At 64.2% G+C, this 25,052-nt stretch carries 32 protein-coding genes; 20 read left to right on the top strand and 12 right to left on the bottom strand.

Features of this window, described 5'->3' with window-relative positions:
- Positions 1–22 precede the first annotated feature (22 nt).
- Positions 23–256: a hypothetical protein gene (locus IVB36_RS18020; protein ID WP_018456385.1), complete on the bottom strand. Its 234-nt coding sequence runs from the start codon at positions 254–256 to the stop codon at positions 23–25.
- 230 nt (positions 257–486) lie between these two features.
- Here IVB36_RS18020 and IVB36_RS18015 point away from each other — a divergent pair, with 230 nt between their 5' ends.
- Positions 487–891, top strand: a complete 405-nt coding sequence (locus IVB36_RS18015) for a hypothetical protein (protein WP_018456386.1) — start codon at positions 487–489, stop codon at positions 889–891.
- Between the two features lie 110 nt (positions 892–1,001).
- Positions 1,002–1,331 carry a hypothetical protein gene (locus IVB36_RS18010; protein ID WP_018456387.1) on the top strand — a complete coding sequence of 110 codons (330 nt, stop codon included), beginning with the start codon at positions 1,002–1,004 and terminating at the stop codon, positions 1,329–1,331.
- Between the two features lie 57 nt (positions 1,332–1,388).
- Here the strand turns inward: IVB36_RS18010 and IVB36_RS18005 are convergent, their stop codons facing one another.
- Positions 1,389–1,856, bottom strand: a complete 468-nt coding sequence (locus IVB36_RS18005) for a DUF6691 family protein (RefSeq protein WP_018456388.1) — start codon at positions 1,854–1,856, stop codon at positions 1,389–1,391.
- Between the two features lie 5 nt (positions 1,857–1,861).
- A complete protein-coding gene (locus IVB36_RS18000; protein ID WP_026233163.1) occupies positions 1,862–2,290 on the bottom strand; it encodes a YeeE/YedE family protein in 429 nt (142 codons plus the stop codon).
- Between the two features lie 171 nt (positions 2,291–2,461).
- Here IVB36_RS18000 and IVB36_RS17995 point away from each other — a divergent pair, with 171 nt between their 5' ends.
- The gene (locus IVB36_RS17995; RefSeq protein WP_018456390.1) at positions 2,462–3,625 is read left to right on the top strand and encodes a GNAT family N-acetyltransferase; all 1,164 of its coding nucleotides are present in this window, start codon (positions 2,462–2,464) and stop codon (positions 3,623–3,625) included.
- A gap of 8 nt (positions 3,626–3,633) precedes the next feature.
- On the opposite strand, the gene IVB36_RS17990 is transcribed toward IVB36_RS17995, so the two are convergent.
- Positions 3,634–4,299 carry a DsbA family oxidoreductase gene (locus IVB36_RS17990; protein WP_026233164.1) on the bottom strand — a complete coding sequence of 222 codons (666 nt, stop codon included), beginning with the start codon at positions 4,297–4,299 and terminating at the stop codon, positions 3,634–3,636.
- Between the two features lie 168 nt (positions 4,300–4,467).
- Here IVB36_RS17990 and IVB36_RS17985 point away from each other — a divergent pair, with 168 nt between their 5' ends.
- Complete coding sequence (locus tag IVB36_RS17985; protein ID WP_018456392.1) at positions 4,468–5,268, top strand: thioesterase family protein; 801 nt, start codon at positions 4,468–4,470, stop codon at positions 5,266–5,268.
- Here IVB36_RS17985 and IVB36_RS17980 read toward each other — a convergent pair.
- Positions 5,256–6,080 carry a helix-turn-helix transcriptional regulator gene (locus IVB36_RS17980; RefSeq protein ID WP_085384313.1) on the bottom strand — a complete coding sequence of 275 codons (825 nt, stop codon included), beginning with the start codon at positions 6,078–6,080 and terminating at the stop codon, positions 5,256–5,258. The genes IVB36_RS17985 and IVB36_RS17980 overlap by 13 nt on opposite strands.
- A gap of 40 nt (positions 6,081–6,120) precedes the next feature.
- Positions 6,121–6,942 (bottom strand): helix-turn-helix transcriptional regulator, encoded by an 822-nt coding sequence (locus IVB36_RS17975; protein WP_018456394.1) that lies wholly within the window; start codon positions 6,940–6,942, stop codon positions 6,121–6,123.
- Positions 6,943–7,043: 101 nt separating this feature from the next.
- Here IVB36_RS17975 and IVB36_RS17970 point away from each other — a divergent pair, with 101 nt between their 5' ends.
- Positions 7,044–7,274, top strand: coding sequence for a hypothetical protein (locus IVB36_RS17970; protein ID WP_026233166.1), 231 nt, complete (start codon positions 7,044–7,046; stop codon positions 7,272–7,274).
- A 38-nt stretch (positions 7,275–7,312) separates the two neighbouring features.
- The gene (locus IVB36_RS17965; protein WP_018456396.1) at positions 7,313–7,711 is read left to right on the top strand and encodes a hypothetical protein; all 399 of its coding nucleotides are present in this window, start codon (positions 7,313–7,315) and stop codon (positions 7,709–7,711) included.
- Positions 7,712–7,851: 140 nt separating this feature from the next.
- Here the strand turns inward: IVB36_RS17965 and IVB36_RS17960 are convergent, their stop codons facing one another.
- A complete protein-coding gene (locus IVB36_RS17960; protein WP_018456397.1) occupies positions 7,852–8,412 on the bottom strand; it encodes an SET domain-containing protein in 561 nt (186 codons plus the stop codon).
- A gap of 165 nt (positions 8,413–8,577) precedes the next feature.
- Between IVB36_RS17960 and IVB36_RS17955 the strand changes: the two genes are divergently transcribed.
- A complete protein-coding gene (locus IVB36_RS17955) occupies positions 8,578–9,198 on the top strand; it encodes a hypothetical protein (RefSeq protein WP_018456398.1) in 621 nt (206 codons plus the stop codon).
- A gap of 18 nt (positions 9,199–9,216) precedes the next feature.
- Here the strand turns inward: IVB36_RS17955 and IVB36_RS17950 are convergent, their stop codons facing one another.
- Positions 9,217–9,942, bottom strand: a complete 726-nt coding sequence (locus IVB36_RS17950; RefSeq protein WP_018456399.1) for a TetR/AcrR family transcriptional regulator — start codon at positions 9,940–9,942, stop codon at positions 9,217–9,219.
- A gap of 107 nt (positions 9,943–10,049) precedes the next feature.
- On the opposite strand from IVB36_RS17950, the gene IVB36_RS17945 reads away from it, so the two are divergent.
- The 6 genes from IVB36_RS17945 to IVB36_RS17920 all read left to right on the top strand — a co-directional run bounded on the left by IVB36_RS17945 (position 10,050) and on the right by IVB36_RS17920 (position 14,313).
- Positions 10,050–11,447 carry a carotenoid oxygenase family protein gene (locus IVB36_RS17945; protein WP_247392655.1) on the top strand — a complete coding sequence of 466 codons (1,398 nt, stop codon included), beginning with the start codon at positions 10,050–10,052 and terminating at the stop codon, positions 11,445–11,447.
- 40 nt (positions 11,448–11,487) lie between these two features.
- On the top strand, positions 11,488–11,757 hold the full coding sequence (locus IVB36_RS17940; protein ID WP_026233167.1) for a hypothetical protein: 270 nt from the start codon (positions 11,488–11,490) through the stop codon (positions 11,755–11,757).
- Between the two features lie 77 nt (positions 11,758–11,834).
- On the top strand, positions 11,835–12,410 hold the full coding sequence (locus IVB36_RS17935; protein ID WP_018456401.1) for a hypothetical protein: 576 nt from the start codon (positions 11,835–11,837) through the stop codon (positions 12,408–12,410).
- Between the two features lie 12 nt (positions 12,411–12,422).
- Positions 12,423–12,977, top strand: coding sequence for a septation protein IspZ (locus IVB36_RS17930; protein ID WP_085349396.1), 555 nt, complete (start codon positions 12,423–12,425; stop codon positions 12,975–12,977).
- A gap of 104 nt (positions 12,978–13,081) precedes the next feature.
- Entirely contained in the window at positions 13,082–13,378 is a 297-nt protein-coding gene (locus IVB36_RS17925; protein WP_007602176.1) for a hypothetical protein, read from the top strand.
- Positions 13,379–13,392: 14 nt separating this feature from the next.
- Complete coding sequence (locus tag IVB36_RS17920) at positions 13,393–14,313, top strand: SH3 domain-containing protein (RefSeq protein ID WP_018456403.1); 921 nt, start codon at positions 13,393–13,395, stop codon at positions 14,311–14,313.
- Between the two features lie 134 nt (positions 14,314–14,447).
- On the opposite strand, the gene IVB36_RS17915 is transcribed toward IVB36_RS17920, so the two are convergent.
- On the bottom strand, positions 14,448–16,103 hold the full coding sequence (locus IVB36_RS17915; RefSeq protein WP_247361835.1) for a fumarate hydratase: 1,656 nt from the start codon (positions 16,101–16,103) through the stop codon (positions 14,448–14,450).
- A gap of 246 nt (positions 16,104–16,349) precedes the next feature.
- Here IVB36_RS17915 and IVB36_RS17910 point away from each other — a divergent pair, with 246 nt between their 5' ends.
- The 3 genes from IVB36_RS17910 to IVB36_RS17900 all read left to right on the top strand — a co-directional run bounded on the left by IVB36_RS17910 (position 16,350) and on the right by IVB36_RS17900 (position 18,072).
- A complete protein-coding gene (locus IVB36_RS17910; RefSeq protein ID WP_026233168.1) occupies positions 16,350–16,823 on the top strand; it encodes a hypothetical protein in 474 nt (157 codons plus the stop codon).
- A gap of 284 nt (positions 16,824–17,107) precedes the next feature.
- Positions 17,108–17,281 carry a hypothetical protein gene (locus IVB36_RS17905; RefSeq protein ID WP_007612258.1) on the top strand — a complete coding sequence of 58 codons (174 nt, stop codon included), beginning with the start codon at positions 17,108–17,110 and terminating at the stop codon, positions 17,279–17,281.
- A gap of 116 nt (positions 17,282–17,397) precedes the next feature.
- The gene (locus IVB36_RS17900) at positions 17,398–18,072 is read left to right on the top strand and encodes an isoprenylcysteine carboxylmethyltransferase family protein (RefSeq protein ID WP_247297225.1); all 675 of its coding nucleotides are present in this window, start codon (positions 17,398–17,400) and stop codon (positions 18,070–18,072) included.
- 78 nt (positions 18,073–18,150) lie between these two features.
- On the opposite strand, the gene IVB36_RS17895 is transcribed toward IVB36_RS17900, so the two are convergent.
- The gene (locus IVB36_RS17895; RefSeq protein ID WP_247297224.1) at positions 18,151–18,858 is read right to left on the bottom strand and encodes a glutathione S-transferase; all 708 of its coding nucleotides are present in this window, start codon (positions 18,856–18,858) and stop codon (positions 18,151–18,153) included.
- A gap of 184 nt (positions 18,859–19,042) precedes the next feature.
- The gene (locus tag IVB36_RS17890; protein ID WP_247297222.1) at positions 19,043–19,720 is read right to left on the bottom strand and encodes a lectin; all 678 of its coding nucleotides are present in this window, start codon (positions 19,718–19,720) and stop codon (positions 19,043–19,045) included.
- Positions 19,721–20,085: 365 nt separating this feature from the next.
- Between IVB36_RS17890 and IVB36_RS17885 the strand changes: the two genes are divergently transcribed.
- From IVB36_RS17885 to IVB36_RS17870, 4 genes are all read left to right on the top strand, one after another.
- Positions 20,086–21,099, top strand: a complete 1,014-nt coding sequence (locus IVB36_RS17885; RefSeq protein WP_247361830.1) for an NrtA/SsuA/CpmA family ABC transporter substrate-binding protein — start codon at positions 20,086–20,088, stop codon at positions 21,097–21,099.
- A gap of 14 nt (positions 21,100–21,113) precedes the next feature.
- A complete protein-coding gene (locus tag IVB36_RS17880; protein ID WP_247392652.1) occupies positions 21,114–21,935 on the top strand; it encodes an ABC transporter permease in 822 nt (273 codons plus the stop codon).
- A gap of 20 nt (positions 21,936–21,955) precedes the next feature.
- The gene (locus tag IVB36_RS17875; RefSeq protein ID WP_247368184.1) at positions 21,956–22,795 is read left to right on the top strand and encodes an ABC transporter ATP-binding protein; all 840 of its coding nucleotides are present in this window, start codon (positions 21,956–21,958) and stop codon (positions 22,793–22,795) included.
- Positions 22,796–22,881: 86 nt separating this feature from the next.
- Positions 22,882–23,607 (top strand): Crp/Fnr family transcriptional regulator, encoded by a 726-nt coding sequence (locus tag IVB36_RS17870; RefSeq protein ID WP_247297215.1) that lies wholly within the window; start codon positions 22,882–22,884, stop codon positions 23,605–23,607.
- 10 nt (positions 23,608–23,617) lie between these two features.
- Here the strand turns inward: IVB36_RS17870 and atzF are convergent, their stop codons facing one another.
- Positions 23,618–25,003, bottom strand: coding sequence for an allophanate hydrolase (gene atzF / locus IVB36_RS17865; RefSeq protein WP_247392650.1), 1,386 nt, complete (start codon positions 25,001–25,003; stop codon positions 23,618–23,620).
- Positions 25,004–25,052 lie beyond the last annotated feature (49 nt).

Below are 25,052 nucleotides of genomic sequence, written 5' to 3'. Positions count from 1 at the left end.
GGGTCGCCAAGGCCCGCCTCACCTATTTCGGCTTCTTGCCAGGTTCAGGCGGACGCGCCCCGCTCCACGGATCGTACTTCTCCTTGGACTCGGGAATGCGCTCGAGTGCGGCCTTGTAGGCCTTCTCGTCGACCTTGGGCTTGTTGTCCGCCTTCTGGCCGCCCTCGTTAGGCTGACGCCTGCCACCGCCCATCTGCGCCTGCGCGGAGGCAACCGCCAGCGCAAGCACGGCGGCCGCTATGACCAAAATCCTCATGGGCGCAATCCCCCTCGTCTGGGGTACAAACTAGCCGGCAATTATGGAATAGCCAATGCCGCGGGCTCCAGGGCTTCAGGAAATCTTGGCTTCAGGAAATCTTGGCTCCAAGAATCCTGGCTCCAAGGATCGTGGCTCCAAGGAATTCTGGCTTCAGCAAATTTTGATCGGCCGGGTCTTCGTCGGATCGCATTCGTGCCTATGTTTTGGCCCGCAGGGGACCTTCACGGATGTTACGGATTATTGCTCATGCCGCGCTGCTGGCCAGCGCGCTCGCGCTCGGGGCCTGCGGGTTTGCCGACAGCCGCGCACCGGTGCCCGAGTTCATGCGCATGAAGGAGGCCGAGCAGCCGCCGCCCGAATCGCCCCCCGACGTCAAACGCGTCGTGCGCGAGCAGATCGAAGTCGTCTTCCTCAGCACGTCCTATCCGCGTGAGGTGCATGTCGCCACACCCCATCGTGAGGTACGAGGACCGGGCTGGACAGCTTGCGTCCGCGCCCAGCTCACCTCGGCGACCGGATCGCCGCTCGGGCCACAGACCTACATCGTGACCATATCAGGCGGAAAAGTGGTCGATCGCCGCCGCGCCGAAGCGGACGATATCTGCGGATCGGAAAGCTACGAGCCGATCTAGGAAACGGATCAAGCCGACGTCCGATCCGGTTCCGGGAAAAACCTGTAATTTTGCCGGAACGATCATGGCCTCCCCTTCTTGTTACCGCCGAGGGCAGTTTCGAGGAGGACATGATGAGGACATTCACGATTGCGTTGCTGGCTGGCGTCGGAGCCTTGGCAGCGGTGAGCGGCGCGAAGGCCGCCGACGTCTATACGACCAGCGAATACACCAGCCCCGATCTCGTCCAGCAAGTGCGGCTGGTCTGCGACGATTCCGGCAATTGCTATCGCACCCGCGGCGGCTCGCGTGTGATCGTGCGCGACTCCTACGCGACCATGCCGCGTGACCGCTACTATGAGCGCCGCACCTATCGCGACTGGGACGATGGTCCGCGCGGCGGCGTCGGCATCCGCGCACCCGGCGTCAGTGTTGGCGTTGGTGTCGGCGATCGCTGGTAGTCGATGAAGCTATGAAATGCAGGACCGGACGAGATAACTCGCCCGGTCCTGTCCATGTCAGATCTCGAGCGGTTTTCCCGGCGTGACAATACGCGTTGCCGACGGGAGCTGCGCGATGAAGCGGGCGAGCACCATGCCGGCACACATCGCGACGACGAAGATGAAGGCGGAGGCCGAGCCAAATCCGAGCGCGGTCAATGCCGGGCCTGGACAAAAGCCTACGAGGCCCCAGCCGATACCGAAGATGGCGGGACCGGCGATAATTCTCGGATCGATATCGTTTCGCGTTGGGACATAGAAGCGGTCGGCGAAGGCAGGCCGCGCCAATTTCAGGACGCGGCTGAAGCCGATGAAGGTCACTGCGACCGCCCCGGCCATCACGAATGCGAGGCTTGCGTCCCACGTTCCTGCCGGGATGCCGCCAACGTCCAGGAAATTCAGGACCTTTGCCGGGTTCGACATACCTGAGACGATGAGGCCAAGCCCAAAGACCACACCGATCCCGAATTGAATGAGGATTGTCATCGCGGTCAGCTCCAGTGCCGCATCACGAAAACGGTCGCCATTCCCGCCGCCATGAAGGTCATGGTCGCAACCAGCGATCGCGCCGACAGCCGCGACAAGCCGCAGACGCCGTGGCCCGAGGTGCAGCCGCTGCCCCACACCGCGCCGAAGCCGGTGAGCAATCCCGCGACGATCAGAAGCGGCGTTCCGGCGCCGATCGTTTGCGCCGGCAGGCCTCCCGTGACAAGGCGCGTCAGGACGGGCGCGACGATAAGGCCCGCGACGAAGGCGAGCCGGCCGGCGAATTGCCGATCCTCGTAAGGCGGAAATAGTCGCGCCGCGATACCGCTAACCCCGGCGATTCGCCCCGTCGTCCACATCAGCAGCACAGCGGACAGGCCCATCAACGCGCCGCCAAGGAGCGACGCAATCGGCGTAAAAGGTGTGGCGACCATGATGATCCTCCGGGTCGAGAGCAATTCTGGCGTATCCATCGGCGCATCCTGCCGGCTCGCGGCCGGATGCTCAATGAGACGTTAATATTACCACTCGAATTGAAGCGGTGTCCCAACTGTATTTTCCAATCTTTGCGCTAAGCATGGCCTCCTGAACGGGGACGACGGGACGTGGTCGATATCGCGCACCAGGCTGCGATCAATCCGGCATCGGCAAAGCATGCCGCGACGGCGCGCGCGCGCGTCCCGCTCACCGCGATCGAACCCGGCCAGTGGCGCGCACTCGCGCAGCGCGCGATCGAGCCGAACGGATATTACCTGCCGGGCTGGGAGCTCGCTGTCAGTGCAACCGCGCGCGGCCGCACCGATGCCTCGGCGCTTTCCGCATACGATGGATCGCGGCTGATCGGGCTGATGCCGGTGATCTCGCTCTGGCGGGCATGGAAGATCCCCCTGCCCGCGCTGGTGAGCGCGCATCCCTATGGTACGCTGTGCAGCCCGCTGATCGACCGCGATGCCCCGATCGAGGCAGCGGCGCGCCTGTTGCAGCAGGCCCGCGCAAACGGGGCGCATGCGCTCGTGCTGAACGATGTCGCGCTCGCTGGGGCGGCAATGACCGCCCTCAGCCAGGTTCTGAATCGCGACGGCCTGAAGCCGCGCCTCCTCAACTCCTACATCCGCGCCAGCCTCGACGCGACCCAGGACGGTGAGACGCTGCTACGCGACGCGCTCGGCACCAAAAAGCTCAAGGAGCTACGCCGCCAACGGCATCGCCTCGAAGAACACGGCGCAATCGTGTTCGACGTCGCGCGCAGCCCCGACGAGATCGGGCCGGCGCTCGAGACATTTTTGCAGCTCGAAGCCAGCGGCTGGAAGGGGAAGCGCGGAACCGCGCTGGTCCAGCACGCGGGCGATGCAACCTTCATCCGCCGCGCCGCTCGCGCGCTGGCGGAAACCGCGCAATGCGAGATCGTCAGCCTTCGCGCCGGCGCGACGCCGGTGGCCGCCGGCATCGTGCTGCGCCACCAGGACCGCGCCTTCTTCTTCAAGCTCGGCATCGACGAGCGCTTCGCAAGATATTCGCCGGGCGTGCAGCTTACACTCGAGCTCACCCGCCGCCTCTGCGCCGATCCAGCCATCGCCAGCGCGGATTCCACGGCGAGCGCCGATCACCCCATGATCAATCCGATCTGGCGCGGGCGCTTCGCCGTCGGGGACGTGTTGATACCGTTGCGGCGGAACGACCCCATCGTGGCGCTGGTTCACGGAGCGCTCGCGGCGCACGGCATCGCCTACGCGGCGGCGCGTCGCGCAGTTCGCCTGCTTCGTAAATAGGATAGCTCCTACTCCGCCGCCTCGGCGTTGATCTCCGCCGAGACCTCGCGGATGGCGCGCGCGAGCATGTTGGGATCCTGCGCGCCGGAGACGGCGTATTTTTGCGCGAACACGTAGGTCGGCACGCCGGAGATGCCTTTCTCGGCGGCTTCCTGCGCGTCCGCCGATACGCGCGCGACGTCCTCGTCGGTGGCGAGGCGCCGGCGCACGTCGTCGGCATCGAGGCCGACATCGGCAGCCGCCTGCACAAGCACGTTCAAATCGGTGAGGTCGCCGCCGTCGCGGAAGTAGAGCTCCATCAGGCGCTGCTTCATCTCGGGCGCCTTGCCGATCGCCTCGGCCCAGAGGATCAGGCGGTGGCAGTCGGTGGTGTTGGGCTGACGCGCGACAAGCTCGGGCCGATAGACGAGCCCCTCTTCGCCCGCGGCCGCAACGACGCGTCCCGCAATGCCCTTGTAGGCCTCGACCGAGCCGAACTTCTTGGTGAGATACTCCTCCCGGCTGATGCCCTCGGACGGCACCCAGGGATTGAGGAAGAAGGGACGGAAATTGAGCTTGACCGGAACATCGGGCACCAGCGCCAGCGCACTCTCGATCCGGTGCTTGCCGATATAGCACCAGGGGCACACCACGTCGGAAACGACGTCGATCTGAAGCGGTTTCAACATGCTCATGTCGGACGTCTCCTTCGGACGGTACGGGTTCGTCGGAAGATAAACCGAACCGGAGGCGGCGCAAGGCACCGGTCCTGCATGGCTCACGACTTCACCTCTGCGGTTATTGTGACAGGCCTCACCCGACCCGATACTCGCGGCCACGATCAAGCACGAGGGGAAACCGCGATGACCGCTATTTTCAAGCCGGAAGGCCAGCAGTTCCGGGCTACGGAGCATGCCGGCGGCCCGTGGTCGCCTGACATGTTGCAGGGAAGCGCCACCACCGCCCTGATGACCCGCGACATCGACCGTCTCGCCACCGAATCCGGCTTCGCGGTGCGGCGCCTGACCTTCGACCTGTGGCGACCGGCGGGCCTGCGCGTCTTCCAGACCACCACCGAATTGTTGCGCGACGGCCGCAAGGCCAAGACCGCCCAGGTGCGGCTGATGGACGGAGAGACCGAGATCGGCCGTTGCACAGCGCTCTTGACGGCGCCGAGCGGAGAATCGCCCGTCGATCCCTTCACCAGGCCCGCGACTATCGACAAGACGCCTGAGACAGGCGCAGCACCGCCGGCCTTCGCGCAGAAATGGAGCCGGTATTTCCAGAACGTGTCGGTGCGGCTGATCGAGGGCGCGCTGGAGAAGCCCGGCCCGGCCGCCGCCTGGATGCGACTTGATGCACCCCTGGTGGAGGGCGAACCGAACACACCACTGCTCCAAGCGGTGCAGGCCGCGGACTTTTCGAGCGGCGTTGCGCAGATCGTCGACATGCGCAACTGGACCTTTATCAATCCCGAGATCAGCCTCTACTTCTTCCGACCGCCGGAGAGCGAATGGATCCTGATCCGCGCCGCCACGCGCGTCGGCACCAACGGCGCGGGCCTGACCATGGCGACACTGAGCGATCTCAAAGGTCCGTTTGCGGAGGTGATGCAAGCCGTGAGCTTTGAGCGCCGCGACGCCGAGCGAGCTCAGGCCTCCTGAGCCGCAAGCGCGATCAGAGTGGCCTCGGACACGGCATCCGCCGGCATGAACATTTCAACGCGAAGCTCCTGAAGCGTCACGTCTTGCGGGGTCCCGAGCGTCAGCACCGCACCGATCAGACCGATGCGGGCGTCGCCCTTTCGTAAGCGCACTTCGCAGAGCGGCCCCGGCGCGACGTTGTCCTCGATCCTGAGTGCGGGAAGCTCCGGCAGCCGCGTCAATTCGCGCCACGTCGATTGCAGGGCCTCGTCGAGCGGTGCAGCCATCGCTTCGTGCCGCGCACGCGACAACAACGCGGTCGCGACGATGGGCCAATTCTCGACGAACGGCTTGAGCTCGTCCGGCGCGAGGAACATGCGCATGTGATTGAGCGGCCGCTGCATGCGTTCTTGCCCAAGCAGCATCGTCATCAGCCGCGACGCGGCGCAGTTGGCCTCCATCACGTTCCAGCGCCGATCGGTCACAATCGCGGGAAACGGTTCGTGCCGCCGGAGCAGAAGATCGATCGCGCGCCGCGCGTCGGCAAGCTCCGGCGCTGAAAGATCGCGCTCGCCGTATAGTCGCGCGAAACCCCCGGCCTCCAGCAGCGCATTGCGATCACGCAGCGACAAACCGAGGGCGGTCGCGAGCTGCAGGAGGATCTCCCGGCTTGCCGCCGACTTGCCGGTCTCGACATAGCTCAGATGCTTGATCGAAATGCCGGCCTCGAACGCCAGCTCCGCCTGGCTCAATGCACGGCGCATGCGCCAGCCGCGCAAAAGGTCGCCGACCGGATTGGCCGACCGTAATGGCCGGGACGAGCGTGTGTCCATCCGGGGATTATGCGAGCGCCACCGCCTCCTGTAAACGGCACTACTGCAAGCCAGCCGCCATCTGCTTCAGCCGCTCGGCAGTGCGCTCGTCGGCCGGGAAGAAGGTTTCCAGAGCCAGCTCCGACAGCGTGATGTCGACGGGCGTACCGAATACCATGGTGGTGGAGAAGAAACTTAGTATCTCCCCCTCGTGGCGCAGCTTGAAGGGGATCGCGACATTGTCGCTCGACAGCGGCGCCGCGCGCGCCGGGATCGGATAACCCTTCAAGTCGTTATACAGCTTGATCAGCTCGGGATCGGCGGTGGCCTCGCATTGCCGGTGCAGCCGCTCCAGGAGATGTCCGCACCATTCCGCGAGATTGACCGTGCGCGGCGCCAGCGCCTCGGGATGGAAGGCAAGCCTCAGCACGTTGAAGGGCTGACCGAGCAGCCGCTGCGGGATGCCGGCGAGCAGCGGCGCCAGCATGCGGTTGGCGGAGACCAGATTCCAGTGCCGGTCATAGGCCAGCGCCGGATTCGGCTCATGCGCCCTGAGGACGAGGTCGATCGCCTGGCGGGCTGATTTCAAGGCGGGATCCTCCAGCGTGCGTTGCGGAAAGGCCGGGGCATAGCCGGCGGCGACCAGCAGCACGTTGCGTTCGCGCAGTGGCACGTCGAGACGTTCGGCGAGTCTGAGCACCATGTCGCGCGAGGGCGCGGCGCGACCGGTCTCGACGAAGCTCAAATGCCGCGCCGAGATTTCGGCCTCACCGGCGAGATCGAGCTGGCTCATGCGGCGGCGCTGCCGCCATTCGCGCAAATGGTCGCCGATATGGACCGGCTGGCTGCGTTCGGCCTGTGCCGTGGATGCATGTGCGTTCATGGTCGAAAACCTAGCACGCAGATTTCGGCCCTTCCATTACGTCGGAGGTAATCGAATTGGGGCTCGGGCCGGCGCATCTTGGGTCGCAACAGGAGACGACCATGATCGCATTGCTGCTCTACCGGACCGTCACAGACCAGCTAGTTCCCTGGGCCATGGCGCTCGCAACCCGGATGCTGGCGCGCAGCCTCAACATGCCGGAGCCGCTGGTGCATTCGACCGGCGACTACGTCGTCGCGCAGGTCACGGCCTTCGAGCACAGCGTCGGCAGGAGCCTCTGCCCGTTCCGCCTCGCCCGCCTGCTCCGCGCCTGGTGGCGTGGATTGCACTGAGTTTCACCTCGAGCCCACCCCAACCATGGAGACCCACGATGATCGACGCATCCACCTTCCTTCGCCGCGCGCTTCTTGCCGACGCGATCTTCAGCGGCGTGGCCGCTCTCGGTTTCACGTTCGGCGCCAGCGCGTTCGCCTCGCTGTTCAACCTACCCGAAGCGCTGCTGCGCGAGACCGGCCTGTTCCTGATCGCCTACACGGCGCTGGTCGGCTGGCTCGCCTCACGCGCCTCCGTGGCAAAGCCGCTCGTGCTGCTGGTCGTGGTCGGCAACGCGGCCTGGACCGTCGGCAGCATTGCGCTGCTGCTCTCGGGCGCGGTGTCGCCGAACCTTGCCGGCGAGCTCATGGTCGTGGCGCAGGCGATCGCGACCGGCGTGTTTGCCGAACTGCAATATGTGGGATTGCGCAGGAGCGGGAGTGTGCTGGCTGCCTGAGGCCACATCACTCGCTGTCGTTGCCCGGCTTGACCGGGCGACCCAGTATTCCAGAGGTAGTCGTCGCATACGGAGCTGCGGCGTACTGAATGCCCCGCTTTCGCGGGGCATGACAGTTATGCCAGAAGCTCGAACTCAGGCTAGGCCCGCGCGCGGCCCTTCGCCTTGCCGACGGCATGACCATTAAGCTTCTTCTTTTTGGCGGACTTCACGCTCGCCTTCTCGGCTTTGCGCTCCGCGCGCGCCTTCACCTTGGCGCGTTCGGCCCGCGCCTCGGCGCGCAGCTTCTTGCGCTTCTTCTCGCAAGATTCGCACTTGCAGCCGATCGGCTTCAGGTAGGCTTTGAAATAATCGGTGCCGTAGTCGTAATTGATCTCGTCGCCCGGCTCGATGTTCTTGATGGCGCGGATGAAAACCTTGCGCTCGCGCGGCCGCACGTCGGATTCGGCGTTGGGCCTGCACGAATGGTTGATGTAGCGCGCGAGGTTCTTGCGCACGGAGCCGTCAATGGTCCAGCGACCGTTGAGCTCGAACAGGTATTTGTTCTCGATGTCGTCGTGCTCGGGAATCCGGGAGTCCAGGATCGGTCCGTAATAACGGATGATCCGGGTGCCCTTCTTGATCGGCTTGGTGGCGAAGAGTCCGAGCCCGGTTTTCGAGCGGCCGACGCGATAAGGTTTGCTGGACGAGGTGGCTGGCATGATCACGAAAAACGAGGACGCGAACGAGGCTGAAAGAGCCCAAGCGAAGCCGCTCTTCTAGAACGATTCCGCGCCGCTGTCAGGTGTCTGTTGACCCCGTTTGAACCTTGCCCACAATCAAGACGTCTGATGGTACGGAGTTCCCACTCGATCACAGGCGTCGTCATGTTCCGCATCACCACCGCAGGCTTGGCCTTATTGCTCTTGGCCATGTTGCTGATGTGCAGTGGTCTCGACCGAGCCGACGCCCGATCCGTGGGCAGCCAATATACCTCGACGGCCCCGAAGGATTGCCGCCAGATCGGAAAGCCCAGCGAGCTCGACGGCAGCACCACGCGGGTCTGCAAGGGCAAGGATGGCCTCGTGGTCCTGATCGCCGAAGACGATCTTCGCGAAATCGTCTCCGTCGGCCGCAATCGCGAGGCCGCGGCCGAGGAACCGGCGGCTAAAGTCTGGTTCGCTCCGTTCAGCTCGTCCGAAACCACCGTCGAATGGCGCACCGCTGGGGCCAAGCCGTTTGCGATGATCCAGCGCTGGCACATCGCCGATGGCACCGATCCCGACAAGCAGGGGCGGCCGAACACCAAGGCCATGCTCATCGTGACCCGGCTGCCACCCGGCCCCGTCTGCCACGTCGCCTATGTCGACGCGATCGCCAACCCGAACGCCAATGAGCTCGCGCGCAAGGCCGCGGACGAGTTCGCCCGCAGCTTTACCTGCGGCAAGGACGAGGTGAAGATCATAGGCGCACGCGGCCGCGCGGTCGAGCTCGCGACGATGCGCTAGGCGCTCGCCGGCAATCGATCAGGGGCCCGGCGGCTTCCCCGTCACGGGCGACATCAGCATGGCCTCGAGCAGGCGTTCGGGAGTCGTGCCCTCGGGCAGACGCCCCAGAATATCCTCCAGCCGTCCATCGAGCAGCAGCATCGTAAAACCGTGCACCATCGACCAGGCGCGCGCGATCGCAGCGCCCTGATTGAGCGTCAGCGCGTCGCCGCGGATCTGCTCCTGCCGCATCATGCCGACGGCATTGGCGAGTCCCGCAAAGGACGCCTCGGCGGCCTCGTGCAGCGACGGCCTGGAATAGTCGAGGCGCTCGGTGCGGAACATGATGCCGTACATGCCGGGATGAGCCTGGGCATAGGCAACATAGGCTTTCGGCCGCGCCAGCGCGTGCTCAAGCGGGGTGGTGGCGGTGTCAGAGGACGACGCCATCGCCGCATTGAACTGGCGGAAGCCGACGGCCGCGAGCTCACTGAGAAGCCCGGTGAGGTCGCCGAAATGATGGGTGGGCGCGGCGTGCGAGACGCCCGCCTCGCGCGCCACCGCGCGCAATGTCAGGCCGGCGAGCCCGTCACGCTCCAGCACCCGTTCGGCGGCCTGGAGCAGCGCCTCGCGCAGCGCGCCGTGGTGATAGGGCGCCTCGGACTTGACGCTCGCCGGTCGTCGCGCGGGACGCGCCGGCGCGCTCGCCTTCTTTGAAGTACGCGCACCGCGCGCGGTTTCTGTCCTGATCTCACTCTTGCCCATGGGCCAGCTATAGGATGCAATATTGACAGTGTAAAGATTTCACTTGACCAGAACCCCTCGTACGGCTATTTGATCTTTACGATGTAAAGATAAGGAAGGGATACGCCGTGCAGCAGGACGCCGTTGCCGAACGCCGCCACAACCTCGGTCCGATTCCGTTCGAGGCCGACGCGCCCTTCCTGAAAATCATCGGTGAATTGCCGCGCGAACTGAACGGCACGCTCTATCGCAACGGCCCCAATCCGCAGTTCGACTCGCCCGGCGCGCACTGGTTCGTCGGCGACGGCATGCTGCACACCTTTCACCTCGAGAACGGCCGCGCCAGCCATCGCAATCGCTGGGTCCGTACGCCGAAATGGCTGGCCGAGCACGATGCCGGCCGCGCGTTGTTCGGGGGCTTCGGCCGCAAGCTGCCGGATGCGCCGCAAGATCTCACCGACGGCGGCGTCGCCAACACCAACATCATCTTCCATGCCGGCAAGCTGCTTGCGCTGGAAGAAGCCCATCTGCCGACTGAGATCGATCCGGGCACGCTCGCAACCCGCGGCTATCACAATTATCACGGCCGTGTCGCCGGCAGCTTCACCGCGCACCCGAAGATCGATCCCGTCACCGGCGAGCTGGTGTTCTTCGGCTACAACGCCGCGGGTCCGCTGACGCCTGCCCTCTCCTACGGCTCGATCGACGCGTCCGGCAAGGCGACGCGCTTCGAACGTTTCGAGGCGCCCTATGCCAGCATGGTGCACGACTTCATCGTCACCGAGAACCACGTGCTGTTTCCGATCCTGCCCATCACCGGCAGCATGGAGCGCGCGATCAGCGGGCGGCCGCCCTATGCCTGGGAGCCGGACAAGGGCGCCTATGTCGGCGTGATCAAGCGCAAGGGCAGCGCGAAGGACATCGTCTGGTTTCGTGCTGAAGCCTGCTACGTCTTCCACGTCATGAATGCTTGGGAGGACGGTGACCGCATCATCGCGGACGTCATGCAGTTCGAGGAAGCACCACTATTTACGCATCCCGACGGCACGCCCACCAATCCCGAGAAATCCTTCGCTCGCCACTGCCGCTGGACCTTCAATCTTGCCGGGAAGACCGACCGCTTCCAGCAGACCTATCTCGACGATCTCACCGGCGAATTCCCGCGCATCGACGACCGCCGCGCCGGATTGAAGAGCCGTCACGGCTGGTACGCCTGCGCCAATCCGAAGCTGCCGATGTTCGGCGCGCTGTCCGGCGTCGTCCATGTCGATGGCAATGGAACGCGCCTCGGCCATTATCTGCTGCCGGCCGGCGACACCATCTCAGAGCCGGTCTTCGTCGAGCGGTCGAAAGATGCGGCGGAAGGCGACGGCTGGCTGCTGGCGGTGGTCTGGCGCGCGCGGGAAAACCGCAGCGACCTCGCCGTGTTCAATGCCAAGGATGTCGAGGCCGGCCCCGTCGCGCTGGTGCAGCTCGGCCATCGCGTGCCCGACGGTTTTCACGGCAGTTGGGTCGGCGCGCGGTAGCTCTCCTCTCGACATCGCTGATGTCACCAAAAGGTCTCTCATGCATATGCCCTCGATCACCGCGGACCGCCTCGCTGTCCTGATCCTGTTCCTGATCTGCGCCGGGATCACGCTCCCGATGATCCGGCCGCGGCGGAGCGGCCAAACCATCTTCAACGGTGGTATCTTGCTCGCCTTCGTCCTCTCGATCGCCTGTGCGTTACCTGTGCTGCCGCACCTGTCCTGGGCCGGCTTCATCGATGAGATGGCCGACCAAGCCGTTGCAGCAATTCGATTTTTGGAAGTCGCTTACGTCATTTTGACACTGTAAAGATTCTACTTGACCCCGCCTCGCTCCTGACATATTGATCTTTACATCGTAAAGATAAGGCCTGACCGAGGCGAACCATGGCGATTTTCCTGATCCTCGCGCCCTACGGCGCCTTCACTTTCCTGATGCTGATGACGTCTGCCACGATCAGCGTATTCGTAGCCTCGGCAACCTGTCTGGCCACCGTGGCGATCGATGTCGTGCGCGGTCGCTCGGTGAAGATCCTGGCTATGGGCTCGGCGCTGCTATTCGCCGCAATCGGCCTCCACCTCGCGCTGTTCGACCCGGCGCTTGGCACGCTCGGTGTCAAGCTGTCGGTCGACATCGGCATCTTCGTCATCTCGCTCGGCTCGATGCTGGTGCGGCGTCCCTTCACGCTGCAATACGCGGTCGAATCCGTGCCGGCCGAGATCGCGGCAATGCCCGGCTTTCTCTATGCCAATTACGTCATCACGGGCGCTTGGACCGCGGCTGCGCTGCTGATGGCGGCCGCCAATCTCGTGCTGCTCTATGTCCCCGGCCTGCCGCTCTGGTCGAGCCTTGCGGTCGCCTTCGCCGCCCGCAACAGCGCGATCTATTTCACAAAATGGTATCCCGAATATCGGCAGATCAAGTACGGTGCGCCGGCCAGCCCAATGTCCAACTCCCGCTGAACAGGATCGACGATGAAGGACGTATTCGCCCGCCTCGCCTCCGACCTCTTCTCTGCCATCGTCTTCCTGGTCATCTACATCATCACCGACAACGTCGTCCTGGCAACGTCGGTGGCGATTGCCGGAGCGATCGCGCAGGTGATCTACGCGCGCGTCAAGGGGCAGCAGCTCAATTACATGACCTATGCGAGCGTCGCGCTCGTCGTCGTGCTCGGCACGGTCACGCTGCTGACCAACGATCCCCGCTTCATGCTCGCAAAGCCCTCGATCGCGCATTTCGCGATCGGCGCCATCATGCTCAAGCGGGGCTGGATGCTGCGCTACATGCCGCCGATCGTCGTCGAGACCGTTCCGGAATATGTGACGGCTGCAGGTTATGCCTGGGCCGCGCTGATGTTCGTAATCGGCGCCGGCATGATCGCCGTCGCCTCCACAGGCGATCTGAAGCTGTGGGCGTTCTACATCACGGTGGTCGCGGGCGGCGCCAAGATCCTCGCCTTCGCCGTGCAATACGTCGTGCTTCGCCTCATCGTCACCAGCCGACGACGCGCCGCCGCCCGCGCCTAAATGCCTCCAACGGAGCGTTAGGCGCGAGCGGCGAGTTGCGCTATACGCTCGGCCGGGACTGGCCCGCGGATCGTCGCGGTCCGCCGGGATCTTGGGAGACGCGAATGGCCGTCGACGGCAACTGGACTCTGACCCTGACGACCCCCATGGGCGAGCGCAAGGCGACGCTGAGCCTGACGGCTGCCGGCGGCACGCTCACGGGGACGCAGGGCGCGGAAGGCGATACAGCCGAGATTTTCGATGGCACCGTCAGCGGCGATGCCGTCAACTGGAAGGTCTCGATCACCAATCCGATGCCCTTGACGCTCGAATTCATCGGAACCGTCTCCGGCGACAGCATGAGCGGTGAGATGGGCATCGGCCCGATGGGCAGCTTCCCGTTCACCGGCACGCGCGCCTAAGCCGCGCGGCAACGGTGCGCGCGCTCGGTCTCATCGCGGCGACGATCCTGTGTGTCGCGACACAAGCGGCTAGCGCGGACGACGCCGAACCGGCGTGGCGGGCAAGCGCGCTCGCCATGCTACCGGCAGGCTATGTCGCCGGCACGGCCTATCGAACCGAAGGGTCGACGGGCTACCTCGCCGTCTATCCGATCTCGTCGAACGATCCGAAGTCACCTGCAAGCGTGTTCGCCACGCGCCAGGCTCTCGTGGTCGCGCTGACGCCGGATGCGACGCGCGCAGTCTCGGTCGCATTGAAACCGCGTAGCGGGCCCGATCCTGACACCGACGACACCGACTTCCCAAAGCTGCATGCCGATCTCGCCGCGAAGCGCTCGACGCTTCCCGACGGTACCGAGCCCTGCGATTTCGGCGCCTGGTCCGTCGACAAGGATCCTGATGGCCTCAACGTGCGTGCCGAACCATCGATCAAGGCGCGTGTGCTCGGCACGCTTCCGCCGCCCTACCGGCTCAAGCTCGGCGGCAGCGAGAACACGCCCGATGGCGGCTGGCTCACCGAATTCCGCATCATCGGCTTCAAGAACGGCTGGTTTCTGATCGAAGGCGCCAAGCCGCCGGGCAAGGACTACGAGGACGACAAGAAATATCCGCGCAGCGCGCCAAAGCCCTATGCCGGACGCGGCTGGGTCGCCTCCAACAAGGTCGGCGCGTCCTACGCCAATGGCGCGACACGCATGGGCGGTCTGTTCCAGGCGCCCTTCGTTGATGCGAAATGGATGCCCGCCCAGCGCGAACTCGGCGGCGCGATCGACACCGATGGCGGCCCGAAGCGCATCTTTGCCTGCAGTGGCCTCTGGGGCTTGGTCGAGAGCCAGGACGGCATCCGCGGCTGGTGGCGCGGGCTGTGCTCCAACCAGGTCACAAATTGTAGTTGAGCGAGTAAGTCTCGTGTCCCGGACGCGACGCAGCGCGAAGCGGTGCATCGCAGAGCCGGGACCCATGCCCGCCACGGGGACCCCGGATCAGCAGCGCATCATTTCATGCTGCGCAGCGTCCGGGGAACGCGGCCTCAGCCCAGATTCAACTCCTTGAAGAAGTCGTTCCCCTTGTCGTCGATGATGATGAACGCCGGGAAGTCGACGACCTCGATGCGCCAAATCGCTTCCATGCCGAGCTCGGGATATTCGAGCACCTCGACCTTCTTGATGCAGTGCTCGGCAAGGTTCGCCGCGGCACCGCCGATCGAGCCGAGATAGAAGCCGCCATACTTCTTGCAGGCCTCACGCACGGCCGGCGCGCGGTTGCCCTTGGCGACCATCACCATCGAGCCGCCGGCGGCCTGGAACTGATCGACAAAAGAATCCATACGGCCCGCAGTGGTCGGGCCGAACGCACCGGAGGCATAGCCCTCGGGCGTCTTGGCGGGGCCGGCGTAATAGACCGGATGGTTCTTGAAATAGTCCGGCAGCGGCTCGCCCTCGTCGAGCCGCTCGCGCAGCTTGGCATGCGCGGAATCGCGCGCGACAATCATGGTGCCGGTCATCGATACCCGCGTCTTGGTCGGGTACTTCGAGAACGTGGCAAGGATATCCTTCATCGGCTGGTTGAGGTCGATCTTGACGACCTCGCCGCCGAGCGACTGCTCGACCTCAGGCAGATACTGCGCCGGGTTGTGCTCGAGCTCCTCGAGATAGACGCCCTCCCTGGTGATCTTGCCGAGCACCTGGCGATCGGCCGAGCAGGACACGCCGAGCCCGATCGGGAGCGAGGCGCCATGACGCGGCATGCGGATCACGCGGACGTCGTGGCAGAAATATTTTCCACCGAACTGCGCGCCGACGCCGAGCGACTGCGTCATCTTCAGAATTTCCTGCTCCATCTCGAGATCGCGAAACGCGTTGCCGTCGGGCGAGCCGTGGGTCGGCAGCGCGTCGAGATAGCGAGCCGACGCCAGCTTCACCGTCTTCATGCAGAGCTCGGCCGAGGTGCCGCCGATGACGATCGCGAGGTGATAGGGCGGGCACGCCGCGGTGCCCAGCGTCAACACCTTCTCCTTCAGGAAGGCGAGCAGCCGGTCCTTGGTCAGCACCGAGGGCGTCGCCTGGAACAGGAAGCTCTTGTTGGCGGAGCCACCGCCCTTCGCCATGAACATAAACTTGTAGGCGTCATCGCCTTCGGCGTAGATCTCGCACTGCGCCGGCATGTTGTTGGCGGTGTTCTTCTCCTCGTACATCGACAACGGCGCGACCTGCGAGTAGCGCAGATTGCGGCGCAGGTAAGCATCGCGCGCGCCTTCCGACAGTGCCGCCTCGTCGTCACCATCGGTGATGACGTTGCAACCCTTCTTGCCCATGATGATCGCGGTGCCGGTGTCCTGGCACATCGGCAGCACGCCGCCTGCAGCGATGTTGGCGTTCTTGAGGAAGTCCAGCGCGACGAACTTGTCGTTCGGGCTCGCCTCGCCATCCTCCAGGATCGCGCGGAGCTGCTTCAGATGACCCGGTCGCAGATAGTGGTTGATGTCGCCAAAGGCCGCTTCCGACAGGGCCCGCAGCGCGTCGCGGGACACCACCAGCATGTCCTTCCCCAAAACCTTCTCGACCCTGACGCCCTCGGACGAGACCTTCTTGTAGGGCGTCTCGTCCTTGCCCAGCGGAAACAGCGGCGTGTGCTTGTAGGGCGGAACGGGCTTTGCGGGATCGGGAAAGGCGGTAGGAGCGTTCATGGCGGGAATCTCGGGGTTTTGGAGCCCTCGCATGGGCCCCTTTCATAGAAGCGTTCTAAGCTTTTTTGCTGCAAAGGGAAGGCGCTCTGGTGCGGTCGGGGCATCCCGATTCGGCGACACGGCGACCTATTTTCGGCGGCTGTCGGCGGACACCAAGCTCTCATGATGCCGGTGAAGACCCTGGGTGCACCCCTTGCGCTACGCGCCCGACGACGGTTGAATGCGCCCGCTAAGGGGCTTTTCATCATGACATTGAACTTGCACGTCCGCGGCGCGATCCTGGTCGCCGCCGCCATCACCGGCCTTGTGACCATCGCCTCGCCCGCCCGCGCGGACCGCTGCGATGACAGCGCCAAGGAGCTGGCGAACCAGGTCGATCGCCTCAAGGTGAATTTCCGCGCCGCCAACGTCGTCTACCTGACTCATCCGGCGGCCAAGGAATTGTCCGTGGCCTGCCGTGGCGACAAATATTCGATCGAGCTCTATGCAAAGGGCGATCGCAAGCCCAAGCCTGAGTTCTTTGCGCTGGTGGGGTCGATGGCGGCGATCGTCTTCACCGTGACCAAGGACGATACGACGACGGGCGCGACACGCTGCCTGAAGCGGATGGGGCTCTTGCGCGGCGACAAGATCAGCATGCGTTACCGGCGTCTCAACATGGAATGCGCCCGCACCAAGACGGATGCGTCCATCGCGATCACGCGCGGCAAGGACGAATAGGCGGTCCCCGCGCGGTGTGCGCCTGACAGCACACCGCCCACTACGGACCGTCATTGCGAGCGTAGCGAAGCAATCCAGAATCCCTCCGCGGAGACAGACTGGATTGCTTCGCTGCGCTCGCAATGACGAGGAGAGGTCTGTCCTCTCGCGGAAACAGCGCTTGTGGCGACACGAAAGCGGCCTCCTCCACCGCACCGGATCCCTCGCATTTTAACGATTGGCTTGAATGAAATTTCGCTCCTCGCGGCGCAGGGTCAATTGTTTCCATGTGTGAGGATTTGTGGATGAGCGTTTCTACCGTTTCGCCGCCGCCGATCGCGATCGTGGTGCCGAGCTACGACACGACCAAGCAGCAGGACGATCAGATCAAGACCAAGGACAACGACCCGACCTATAAGCCGCCGCCGCCCGCGCCGCTGCCGCCGGGTCAGGGCACGCGGATCGATCAGCTCGCCTGATCAGCCGCGTCGAAGATGAAATGCCCGATCCGGTCGATCGGGCTTTTCGCGTGTCCGGCCGCATCTTCGCCGGATAGCTGCACCAATATCATGCGCGGCTACCCTGAGACCTGCGCATGATCGCAAGACTCCTGTTGCAGAGCACGATCACCACCGCCGCCATGGGCGCGCTGCTGTTCGCGTCCGCCGGGACCCTGCATTGGCCTTCGGCCTGGGTGTTCCTCGCGACCTCCGCCCTGCTCGGCCCGCTCGGCGGCTGGTGGCTTTACCAGGTCGACCCCGCACTGCTCGCCGAACGCCTGCGGCCGGTCCTGCAAAAAGACCAGCCCGCTGCCGACAAGGTGTTCATGACCGTCTTCGTCGTCGCGATGCTGGTCTGGCTGGCGGCGATGGGGCTCGACCGGCGTACGCTGTCCTCCGACATGCCGAGGGCGCTGCAGATGCTCGGCCTCGCCCTGTTCCTGCTTTCGACGCTGTTCATCCTCTGCGTTTTCCGCGAGAACTCGTTCGCGGCGCCCGTGGTGAAGCTGCAAGCCGAGCGCGCGCAGCGCGTGATCTCGACGGGGCCTTATGCCCATGTACGTCATCCCATGTACAGCAGCATGATCCTGTTCTTCGCCGGCGTGCCGTTGCTTCTGGGCTCATGGTGGGGACTTATGATGGTGCCGCTATTCCTCGTCTTGTTTGCGGGCCGCATTCGCATCGAGGAGCGTACGCTGCGCGAGGGCCTGCCGGGCTATGCCGACTATGTGACGCGCGTGCGCTATCGCCTGCTGCCTGGCGTGTGGTGAGCGCACGCATCAGTCTGCAATTTGCGGAAAAGCGTTTCCTCCGATCGACTGACGTCGCCCGAAGCGTTCGCAGGCGCTCTAGCCATCCAACTCGCGGTAGCGGCGGAAGATGCCCTGCTCGTTGAAGGGAATACGGCGCTCGCTTTCGAGATAAGCCTTGATGTTCGGGCGCGCCGACACGCGGTCGTGCAGGCCGACGAGGCCTGGGATATCCGTCTCGAACGCCTTCATCCGCTTCGGAAACGCATAGCGTAGTCCCGCGACGAGCTGGAACAGCGAGAGATCGACATAGGTCAGCTTGCGGCCGGTGACATAGGCGCCGCCATTGTCCGCGAGAAGCTCTTCGAAATAGCCGAGATATTTCGGCACGCGCTCGCCCCAGAAGTCGGCGGTGCGCTTCTTTGCCGGCGGTTTCTGATCTTCGTAGTAGAGCGAGGGCCCGAGCGGGTGATGGGTGTCGTGAATCTCGACCACGAAATCGGTGATCGTCAGCTGGAGCTGATGCACCCAGAGTTGACCCGCCTCCGACTTCGGGGCGAGGGCGTGGCGGGCGCCGAGATAGAGCAGGATGTTCGCGGTCTGGCCGATGACGAGCTTGCCGGCTTTGAGGAACGGCGGCGCAAAGGGCGGCGTGCCCCTGTGCGCGTCCATCATCTTCATCATCGCGGCTGTGCCGCGTGGGCCACGCGCCACGTCGACGTATGCCGCGCCCGCCTCCTCCAGCGCCAGCCGCACATATTCACCGCGGCCCTGGATCTCGGGCCAATAATAGAGCTCGTATTTCATGGAGGGTCCGTGAGCGTGGAAGCGACAGGACCAATCTATCACGCGCGACAAGGTTCCGTCAGGATGGGGCTGAAGGGCGGCACCACACGCTCCGTCATTGCGAGCGCAGCGAAGCAATCCAGACTGTCACCCTGGAGGGACTCTGGATTGCTTCGTCGCTGCGCTCCTCGCAATGACGGAAGCCTCAATTCGATGCGAAGCAATAGAGCAAGCCGCCGCCGCCGGTGCTCTTCAGATCGGCCTGCGAGCAGCCGCCATCGGGTCCGCGCGAGGGGTGTGCGGTGTTCCAGGATTTGACCGTCGGGTTGGTCGCAGGGCCGTTGATGTCGGAGTGGCCGAGCATCGCCGCGCCTTGCGTACTCGACGTCCAGTTTTTGCAGGTGCGGTCGTCGGGACCCGCAAACGCGGTGCCGTCGGACTGCGATCCCGTGAGAATGTCGTGCCGGTTAGGCTGGTCGCCATAGCCGTTTACAATCTCGCCCTTCTCGGTCAGCGCTGTCTCCTTGCTGATCTTGTTGGCGCTGTGCAAATCGGCCACGTCCTTGGCGATTTCCACGCCCTTGGCGTTCTGCCACGGTCCCTTGCCGATGCGGTCGCGCGCGTTGACGGCCGGCTTGCCGTCGGCGGCCTGCGTGGAGAGATAGGCGCGCCAGGTCTTACTGCCGGCGCCGCCGGCCTGGGCCAGCTTCTGGCACTGCGCATCGGCCCCCTCCAGACCGCCGAGATCGGCGCCTTTGCCAGGACCGTTGGAAGTCACGAAGAACGTCATGTTGGCCGACTGCGCCTGCGCCGATGGCGCCGCAAGCAAGGCCGCAGCGAGCGCGAGGCCTGAAATCGTCATGGTTCTCTCAATGCGGATCATCCTGTCCTCCATTTGTGTTGTCGTTGGCCGCCAGATTTCAACCCGACGCAGGCCCGCTTATTCCGATGCCGCGATGCGAGACGCCCAAAAGAAAAAGGCCCCGTGCAAGAAGCACGATGCCCTGGTTTTTTCATGTCGTCTGCGATCAGTTGGTCGACGGGATCGCCGACGATTCCCAGCCGCTTCCCGACTGCCATGTCGATTAATTGCTTCCCGGGACAATGGTGCCGGGCGAGCATACCAAATGGGCCGATCCTCAAGTGATCGTCCAGGGGAGGACGCGGGGGACTGTGGCGGGACCGTTCAGGGCGGTATCCGCGATCACATCGGGGCTGCGTAGCGCGCGGCGCAAGGGGAGATCGTTCATGCACCGGACCACAATCCGCCCAATCACGACAATTGCCGGCCGCGCCACCCTTTGCTGCCTTGCCGTCGGTCTTGCCCTGGGTCCGAACTGCGCCTTGGCCGCGGAACTGCTCAAAGCCCGGCTGGCGCAAAATCTCGCACCGATCTCCGGCCTTGCGATCGTCGCCAAGTCGAAGGGAATCTTCGAAAAGCACGGACTTGACATCACGGTTTCGAACTTCACGTCCGGCAAGCAGTGCCTGGACACCGTGATCGGGGGCGGTGCCGACATCGCGACCACGGCGGAGGCGCCGGTCACCGCATCGACGATGGCAAACCAGCCCATCGCCTTCGTCGCCGGGATGGAATACTCCGATCTCAAGACGCTCGTCGCGGCCAAGGCCGGCGTCAAGACCAAGGCAGATCTTCGCGGCAAGCGAATCGCCTTCACTGCCGGCACCGGTAGCGAGGTTTACACGGCGACCTTGCTGAAGTCGGCGGGATTGACGCCCAAGGATGTCACCCTCGTCAATCTGCGGCCGCAGGAGATGCTGCCGGCACTTGCAGCCGGAAGCATCGACGCGATCGACACCTGGGAGCCCCACGTCGCCAACGCGAAGAAAGCCCTGGGCGAAGCCGTCACTGAGGTAGATACAAAGGGCACCTACTCCGAGACGTTCAATATCGTCGTCATGAAGCCCTACCTGGACGCCAACCCGGTGCTGGTCGAGAAATTCATCGCCGCACTGATCGATGCCGAGATCTGGATGAAGGCACAGCCGGATGAAGCAATCACGACAGTCGCGGACGCAGTTGGAATGAAGCGGGACGAACTCGCCCCCATCTGGGCCGACTATGTTTACCGGGTGCGTCTCGACGACCGGCTGATCGAGATTCTGAAGACCCATTCCGCATGGCGCCTCGAGAGCGGCAACCATCCTCCGGGAGCGGCGATGCCCGACTTCAGCAAGGTCGTCGTCACCGAGCCACTGAAAAAGGTCGATCCCGCACGCGTCACCCTGTCGTGGAAATAGGCACCCGCGCGGCCATGCAGGAAGCCATTTCAGCAGGACGCGATATTGCCATCCGCACTGGCGGTCGCGCTCGGCCGAATTCAGTTCGGCTTCGCCGCCTCAATATTCTGGTCGGGGCGCTTTCGCTTCCCTTGTTCGTTGGGCTCTGGGAACTGGTCTCCCGTTCCGGGACCGTCAACATGGTGCTGTTTCCACCGCCGACGGTGGTTGCTGCGGCCGTGCTTGAGTGGATACGAAGCGGACAGTTCTTTAGCGATCTGTTGGCCAGCCTCTTTCGCGTCACCACGGGATTCATCATAGGCGGCACGCTCGGCATCCTGCTCGGTGTTCTCACCGGCCAATTCCCCGTTATCTCGAGCTTGCTGTCCCCGCTATTCCATATCTTGCGGCCAATTCCGCCGATTGCGTTCGTGCCGATCGTCATCCTCTGGTTCGGCCTGTCGGAGGCGGGAAAATTGTTCCTCGTCGTATGGGGCGTATTCTTCACGGTATGGCTTTCGACTCACATCGGCGTGCAGAAGGTCGACCGTGGCCTGATCCGGGCGGCATTGATGCTCGGCACGCCCCGACGGCAGATGCTGCAGGAGATCGTGCTGCTGGGCGCGCTTCCCTACATTGTCGTCGGGTTGCGCACCGCCGTCAGCATCTCCTTCTACACGCTCGTCGCGGCTGAACTGGCCGGCGCTTTCGCCGGCATTGTGTACAGGATCGAGATTGCGCAGCAGAATTTGCAAACGGGCCAGGTCATGGGCGGGCTCGCAGCGCTCGGGTTGATGTCGTTCATCGCCGACCGGCTGTTTGCGGCTCTTGCCGAACGTATCGTCTGGTGGCGCTGATGTCGGGATCTCGATCGGGCATGAAACTGGCACTGGCAAGTTCGCCTGCCTCCGTCGAATCGGCGCGAAAACAACCGGCCATTCAAGTCTCGAACCTGAGCATCGTTTTCGACACCAAGCGCGGGCAAATCATCGCGGTCGATCGCGTTTCGTTTGACGTGGCGCCTGGCGAGTTCGTCTGCATCGCCGGTCCCTCCGGCTGCGGCAAGTCGACGGTGCTCAATACGATCGCCGGGCTGGAAGTGCCGTTCGAAGGCGAGATCCTGGTCGAGGGCGCGCCCGTCTACAGTCCGCGTCCCGATGTCGGCATGGTGTTCCAGCAGCCGCATCTCTTCCCCTGGAAGTCCGTCCGCAGCAACATCGCCCACGGTCCCAGGATGCTCGGCAAGTCCACGACGGAAGCGTATGCCATCGCCGACGATCTGATCGCGATGGTCGGCCTCAAGCGTTTCGCCGACGCTTATCCGAACACGCTGTCCGGCGGCATGCAACAGCGCGTGGCGATCGCGCGAGCGCTGGCCAATCAGCCCCGTGTGCTGCTGATGGACGAGCCCTTCGGGGCGCTCGACGCGCAGACCCGCGCGGTGATGCAGGACAATCTGCTGGCGCTGCGCGACCGGATCAAGGCGACGATCGTGTTCGTGACGCATGACATCGATGAAGCCATCGTGCTGGCCGACCGCGTTCTCATCATGAGCGCGGGACCCGGCCGCATCCTGCGCGAAGTCGCGGTCAAGCTGCCGCGCCCACGGTCGAGTTCTGTCATGGTCGAGCCAGCATATCTTTCGCTCAAGAAGGATTGTCTCGACGTCATCCGCGCAGAAGGGTTGCGGGCGTTCAATCAGTCGGACGCGGACTGACGCGGAGCCCGCGCGTCTGAGGCGAACGCAGCGGGCTGGCATGGTTCTTGAATAGCCGATGCCGGGTCTCACATGCGGAGCCGGCCATGCACAGGGCGAACAGCGCGATAGCGGCAGGTGTGATGCTCGCGGAGTCGGACGATCTCGTCAGACCGCTGCCCGGCCTGCTGGATGGTCTCAACCGGGCTGATTGCAATCGCTTGCGTGCGATCGGACGCGAAAAGATCCTGGAAGCCGGCCAACTGGTTTGGTCTCAGGGCGACGCACAGGCCGGAATCTACCTGATCAGCGAGGGGCGCATACGCAGCTACTATGCGGCACCGTCGGGGCGCGAAGTCACGCTCGCCTATTGGTTTCCCGGCAACTTCGTCGGCGGGCCCGACATATTCGGGACGGGCCCGCACATGTGGACATCGGTTGCGGCCGAGCGCAGCCGGTTGACGTTCATGCCCGGACTGGCATTGCGGCGGCTTGCGCTCGAATCGCCGGCAATCGCCGTCGCCTTGCTGGATGCCCTCGCATTCAAGGCGCGATGCTATTCGGCAATGGCCCAGATGCTTGGGACGCGCTCGGTCACCGAGCGGCTGCACAGCCTGCTGATCTTCCTGTCGCACGTCTACGGCGTGAAACGCGACGGCGAGATCGTCGTCGGCATGCCGTTTACGCACGGCGACCTTGCCAATCTGATCGGATCCACCCGCCAATGGGTGACCGTGCAACTCGCGCGGCTCCAGGACGAAGGCGTGATCAGATACGAAAGATCCGTGATTTCGATCCTGGATGTTTCTACACTCGGGCAGGCGATGGGATAATGTCCGCCCGTTAGCCGGCAGACTTCAATTCGAATGCCGATCCGTCTGCGCCGGCCTCGAACCGCCGTGCGAGTCCGATCAGCGCGCGATCGTGCCAGGCCGGCGCCAGCAGGGTCACGCCCATGGGCATGCCGTTCGGCAATTTCGTATTCGGAACGGCGACGCCGCAGAGATCGAGCAGATTGGCAAAGTACGAGTAGTAGCCCAGACGATTGTTGAGGGTGATCGGATCACGATGCATCTCCTCCAGTGTGAACGGCCGCGGTGCAGTCGGAACCACCAGGGCATCGATGCCGGCAAAGATTGCTTCGGCGTCGCGGCGAAGCCGGTGCAGCCGGTGAATGGCGCCAAACGTGTCGATCGCCGAATACCCGGCGGCTGAGCCCAGCACGGTCCTCGTGACATCAAGCAAGGCGCCGGATTCGACGTCGATGAGCGAAGCGATGGCCGAGTGCCGCTCCGCGACCCAGGGACCGCTGAACATCAACTCCCCGGCCTGGCGGAATGGGGCGAAGTCCACCTCGATCGCCGTTCCTCCGATATGAGCAAGACGTTCGCAGGCACTCTCGTAGAGTTCGCCGCATTCCGACATGCCGAAGCATTCGAGATCTGCTGGCGCAACGCGGCCGAACCGGAATGATGCCGCCGCCCCGTTGGCGGGGAAAAAGGTTCTGGGCAGGCGGCTGTACGGATCTTCGAAATCAAACCCTTCGATGATGTCGAGGATTGCTTCTCCGTCGCTGACGGTATTGCAGAATACCGACACGCAATCGATCGTCGGACAATTCGGCACCAGGCCACGTGATGACACCAGCCCAACGGTGGGCTTGATTCCGACGATGTTGTTGAACCCGGCAGGTATGCGCCCCGAGCCGCCGGTATCGGTGCCGAGCGCAAAGGCGACGTGCCCCGCCGCCACGGCGACCGCGGAGCCGGAACTGGAACCGCCCGCAACATAGCGCGCATCGGCAACCGACGCGCAGGGGCCATGGGGCGAGCGCACGCCGGACAGGCCTGTGGCGAACTGATCGAGATTGGTCTTTCCGAGGCAAATTGCGCCGGCTGCGGTGAGGCGTTCGACGCTATGCGCGGAATGCCAGGGCGTATAGCTGAACGCCGGACATGCGGCAGTGGTCGGCATTCCCGCGACGTCGATGTTGTCCTTCACACCAAATGGAATGCCGAGCAGCGGAAGATTTTCGCCCGTCCGCGCGCGCGCCACCAGCTTATGGCATTCTTCGAGTGCCTCCTGCCGCGGGCGAAGATAGATCCAGCAATTGCGGTCGCGCTCGGCCTCGATCCGGTCATACGCCGTTCCGATCGCCTCCAGCAGCAGGGACGAACTCCTGGCAATGCCTTCGTAGTTTGTCCTGGAGCGCGCGACACACTGGCTCACGGAATATCTCCTCATCCAACCGGCAGGCGCGAAATTGCGGCAGCTCTGC

It is taken from the genome of Bradyrhizobium sp. 35 (genome assembly GCF_023073215.1).
GTDB classification, from domain to species: Bacteria; Pseudomonadota; Alphaproteobacteria; order Rhizobiales; family Xanthobacteraceae; genus Bradyrhizobium; species Bradyrhizobium canariense_D.
This window is presented reverse-complemented; position numbering and strand designations above follow the sequence as displayed.

Coding starts and splice junctions, on each gene's coding strand:
- IVB36_RS18000 (WP_026233163.1), bottom strand. CDS start 2,290: ATGGTCGCCACACCTTTTACGCCGATTGCGTCGCTCCTTGGCGGCGCG.
- IVB36_RS17925 (WP_007602176.1), top strand. CDS start 13,082: ATGGCCGTCGACGGCAACTGGACTCTGACCCTGACGACCCCCATGGGC.
- IVB36_RS18005 (WP_018456388.1), bottom strand. CDS start 1,856: ATGACAATCCTCATTCAATTCGGGATCGGTGTGGTCTTTGGGCTTGGC.
- IVB36_RS18010 (WP_018456387.1), top strand. CDS start 1,002: ATGATGAGGACATTCACGATTGCGTTGCTGGCTGGCGTCGGAGCCTTG.
- IVB36_RS17990 (WP_026233164.1), bottom strand. CDS start 4,299: ATGAGCATGTTGAAACCGCTTCAGATCGACGTCGTTTCCGACGTGGTG.
- IVB36_RS17960 (WP_018456397.1), bottom strand. CDS start 8,412: ATGCCAGCCACCTCGTCCAGCAAACCTTATCGCGTCGGCCGCTCGAAA.
- IVB36_RS17940 (WP_026233167.1), top strand. CDS start 11,488: ATGCATATGCCCTCGATCACCGCGGACCGCCTCGCTGTCCTGATCCTG.
- IVB36_RS17875 (WP_247368184.1), top strand. CDS start 21,956: ATGAAACTGGCACTGGCAAGTTCGCCTGCCTCCGTCGAATCGGCGCGA.
- IVB36_RS18015 (WP_018456386.1), top strand. CDS start 487: ATGTTACGGATTATTGCTCATGCCGCGCTGCTGGCCAGCGCGCTCGCG.
- IVB36_RS17935 (WP_018456401.1), top strand. CDS start 11,835: ATGGCGATTTTCCTGATCCTCGCGCCCTACGGCGCCTTCACTTTCCTG.
- IVB36_RS17885 (WP_247361830.1), top strand. CDS start 20,086: ATGCACCGGACCACAATCCGCCCAATCACGACAATTGCCGGCCGCGCC.
- IVB36_RS17950 (WP_018456399.1), bottom strand. CDS start 9,942: ATGGGCAAGAGTGAGATCAGGACAGAAACCGCGCGCGGTGCGCGTACT.
- IVB36_RS17915 (WP_247361835.1), bottom strand. CDS start 16,103: ATGAACGCTCCTACCGCCTTTCCCGATCCCGCAAAGCCCGTTCCGCCC.
- IVB36_RS17985 (WP_018456392.1), top strand. CDS start 4,468: ATGACCGCTATTTTCAAGCCGGAAGGCCAGCAGTTCCGGGCTACGGAG.
- IVB36_RS17955 (WP_018456398.1), top strand. CDS start 8,578: ATGTTCCGCATCACCACCGCAGGCTTGGCCTTATTGCTCTTGGCCATG.
- IVB36_RS17970 (WP_026233166.1), top strand. CDS start 7,044: ATGATCGCATTGCTGCTCTACCGGACCGTCACAGACCAGCTAGTTCCC.
- IVB36_RS17870 (WP_247297215.1), top strand. CDS start 22,882: ATGCACAGGGCGAACAGCGCGATAGCGGCAGGTGTGATGCTCGCGGAG.
- IVB36_RS17880 (WP_247392652.1), top strand. CDS start 21,114: ATGCAGGAAGCCATTTCAGCAGGACGCGATATTGCCATCCGCACTGGC.
- IVB36_RS17965 (WP_018456396.1), top strand. CDS start 7,313: ATGATCGACGCATCCACCTTCCTTCGCCGCGCGCTTCTTGCCGACGCG.
- IVB36_RS17910 (WP_026233168.1), top strand. CDS start 16,350: ATGACATTGAACTTGCACGTCCGCGGCGCGATCCTGGTCGCCGCCGCC.
- IVB36_RS17900 (WP_247297225.1), top strand. CDS start 17,398: ATGATCGCAAGACTCCTGTTGCAGAGCACGATCACCACCGCCGCCATG.
- IVB36_RS17895 (WP_247297224.1), bottom strand. CDS start 18,858: ATGAAATACGAGCTCTATTATTGGCCCGAGATCCAGGGCCGCGGTGAA.
- IVB36_RS17905 (WP_007612258.1), top strand. CDS start 17,108: ATGAGCGTTTCTACCGTTTCGCCGCCGCCGATCGCGATCGTGGTGCCG.
- IVB36_RS17890 (WP_247297222.1), bottom strand. CDS start 19,720: ATGATCCGCATTGAGAGAACCATGACGATTTCAGGCCTCGCGCTCGCT.
- IVB36_RS17980 (WP_085384313.1), bottom strand. CDS start 6,080: ATGGACACACGCTCGTCCCGGCCATTACGGTCGGCCAATCCGGTCGGC.
- IVB36_RS17975 (WP_018456394.1), bottom strand. CDS start 6,942: ATGAACGCACATGCATCCACGGCACAGGCCGAACGCAGCCAGCCGGTC.
- IVB36_RS18020 (WP_018456385.1), bottom strand. CDS start 256: ATGAGGATTTTGGTCATAGCGGCCGCCGTGCTTGCGCTGGCGGTTGCC.
- IVB36_RS17930 (WP_085349396.1), top strand. CDS start 12,423: ATGAAGGACGTATTCGCCCGCCTCGCCTCCGACCTCTTCTCTGCCATC.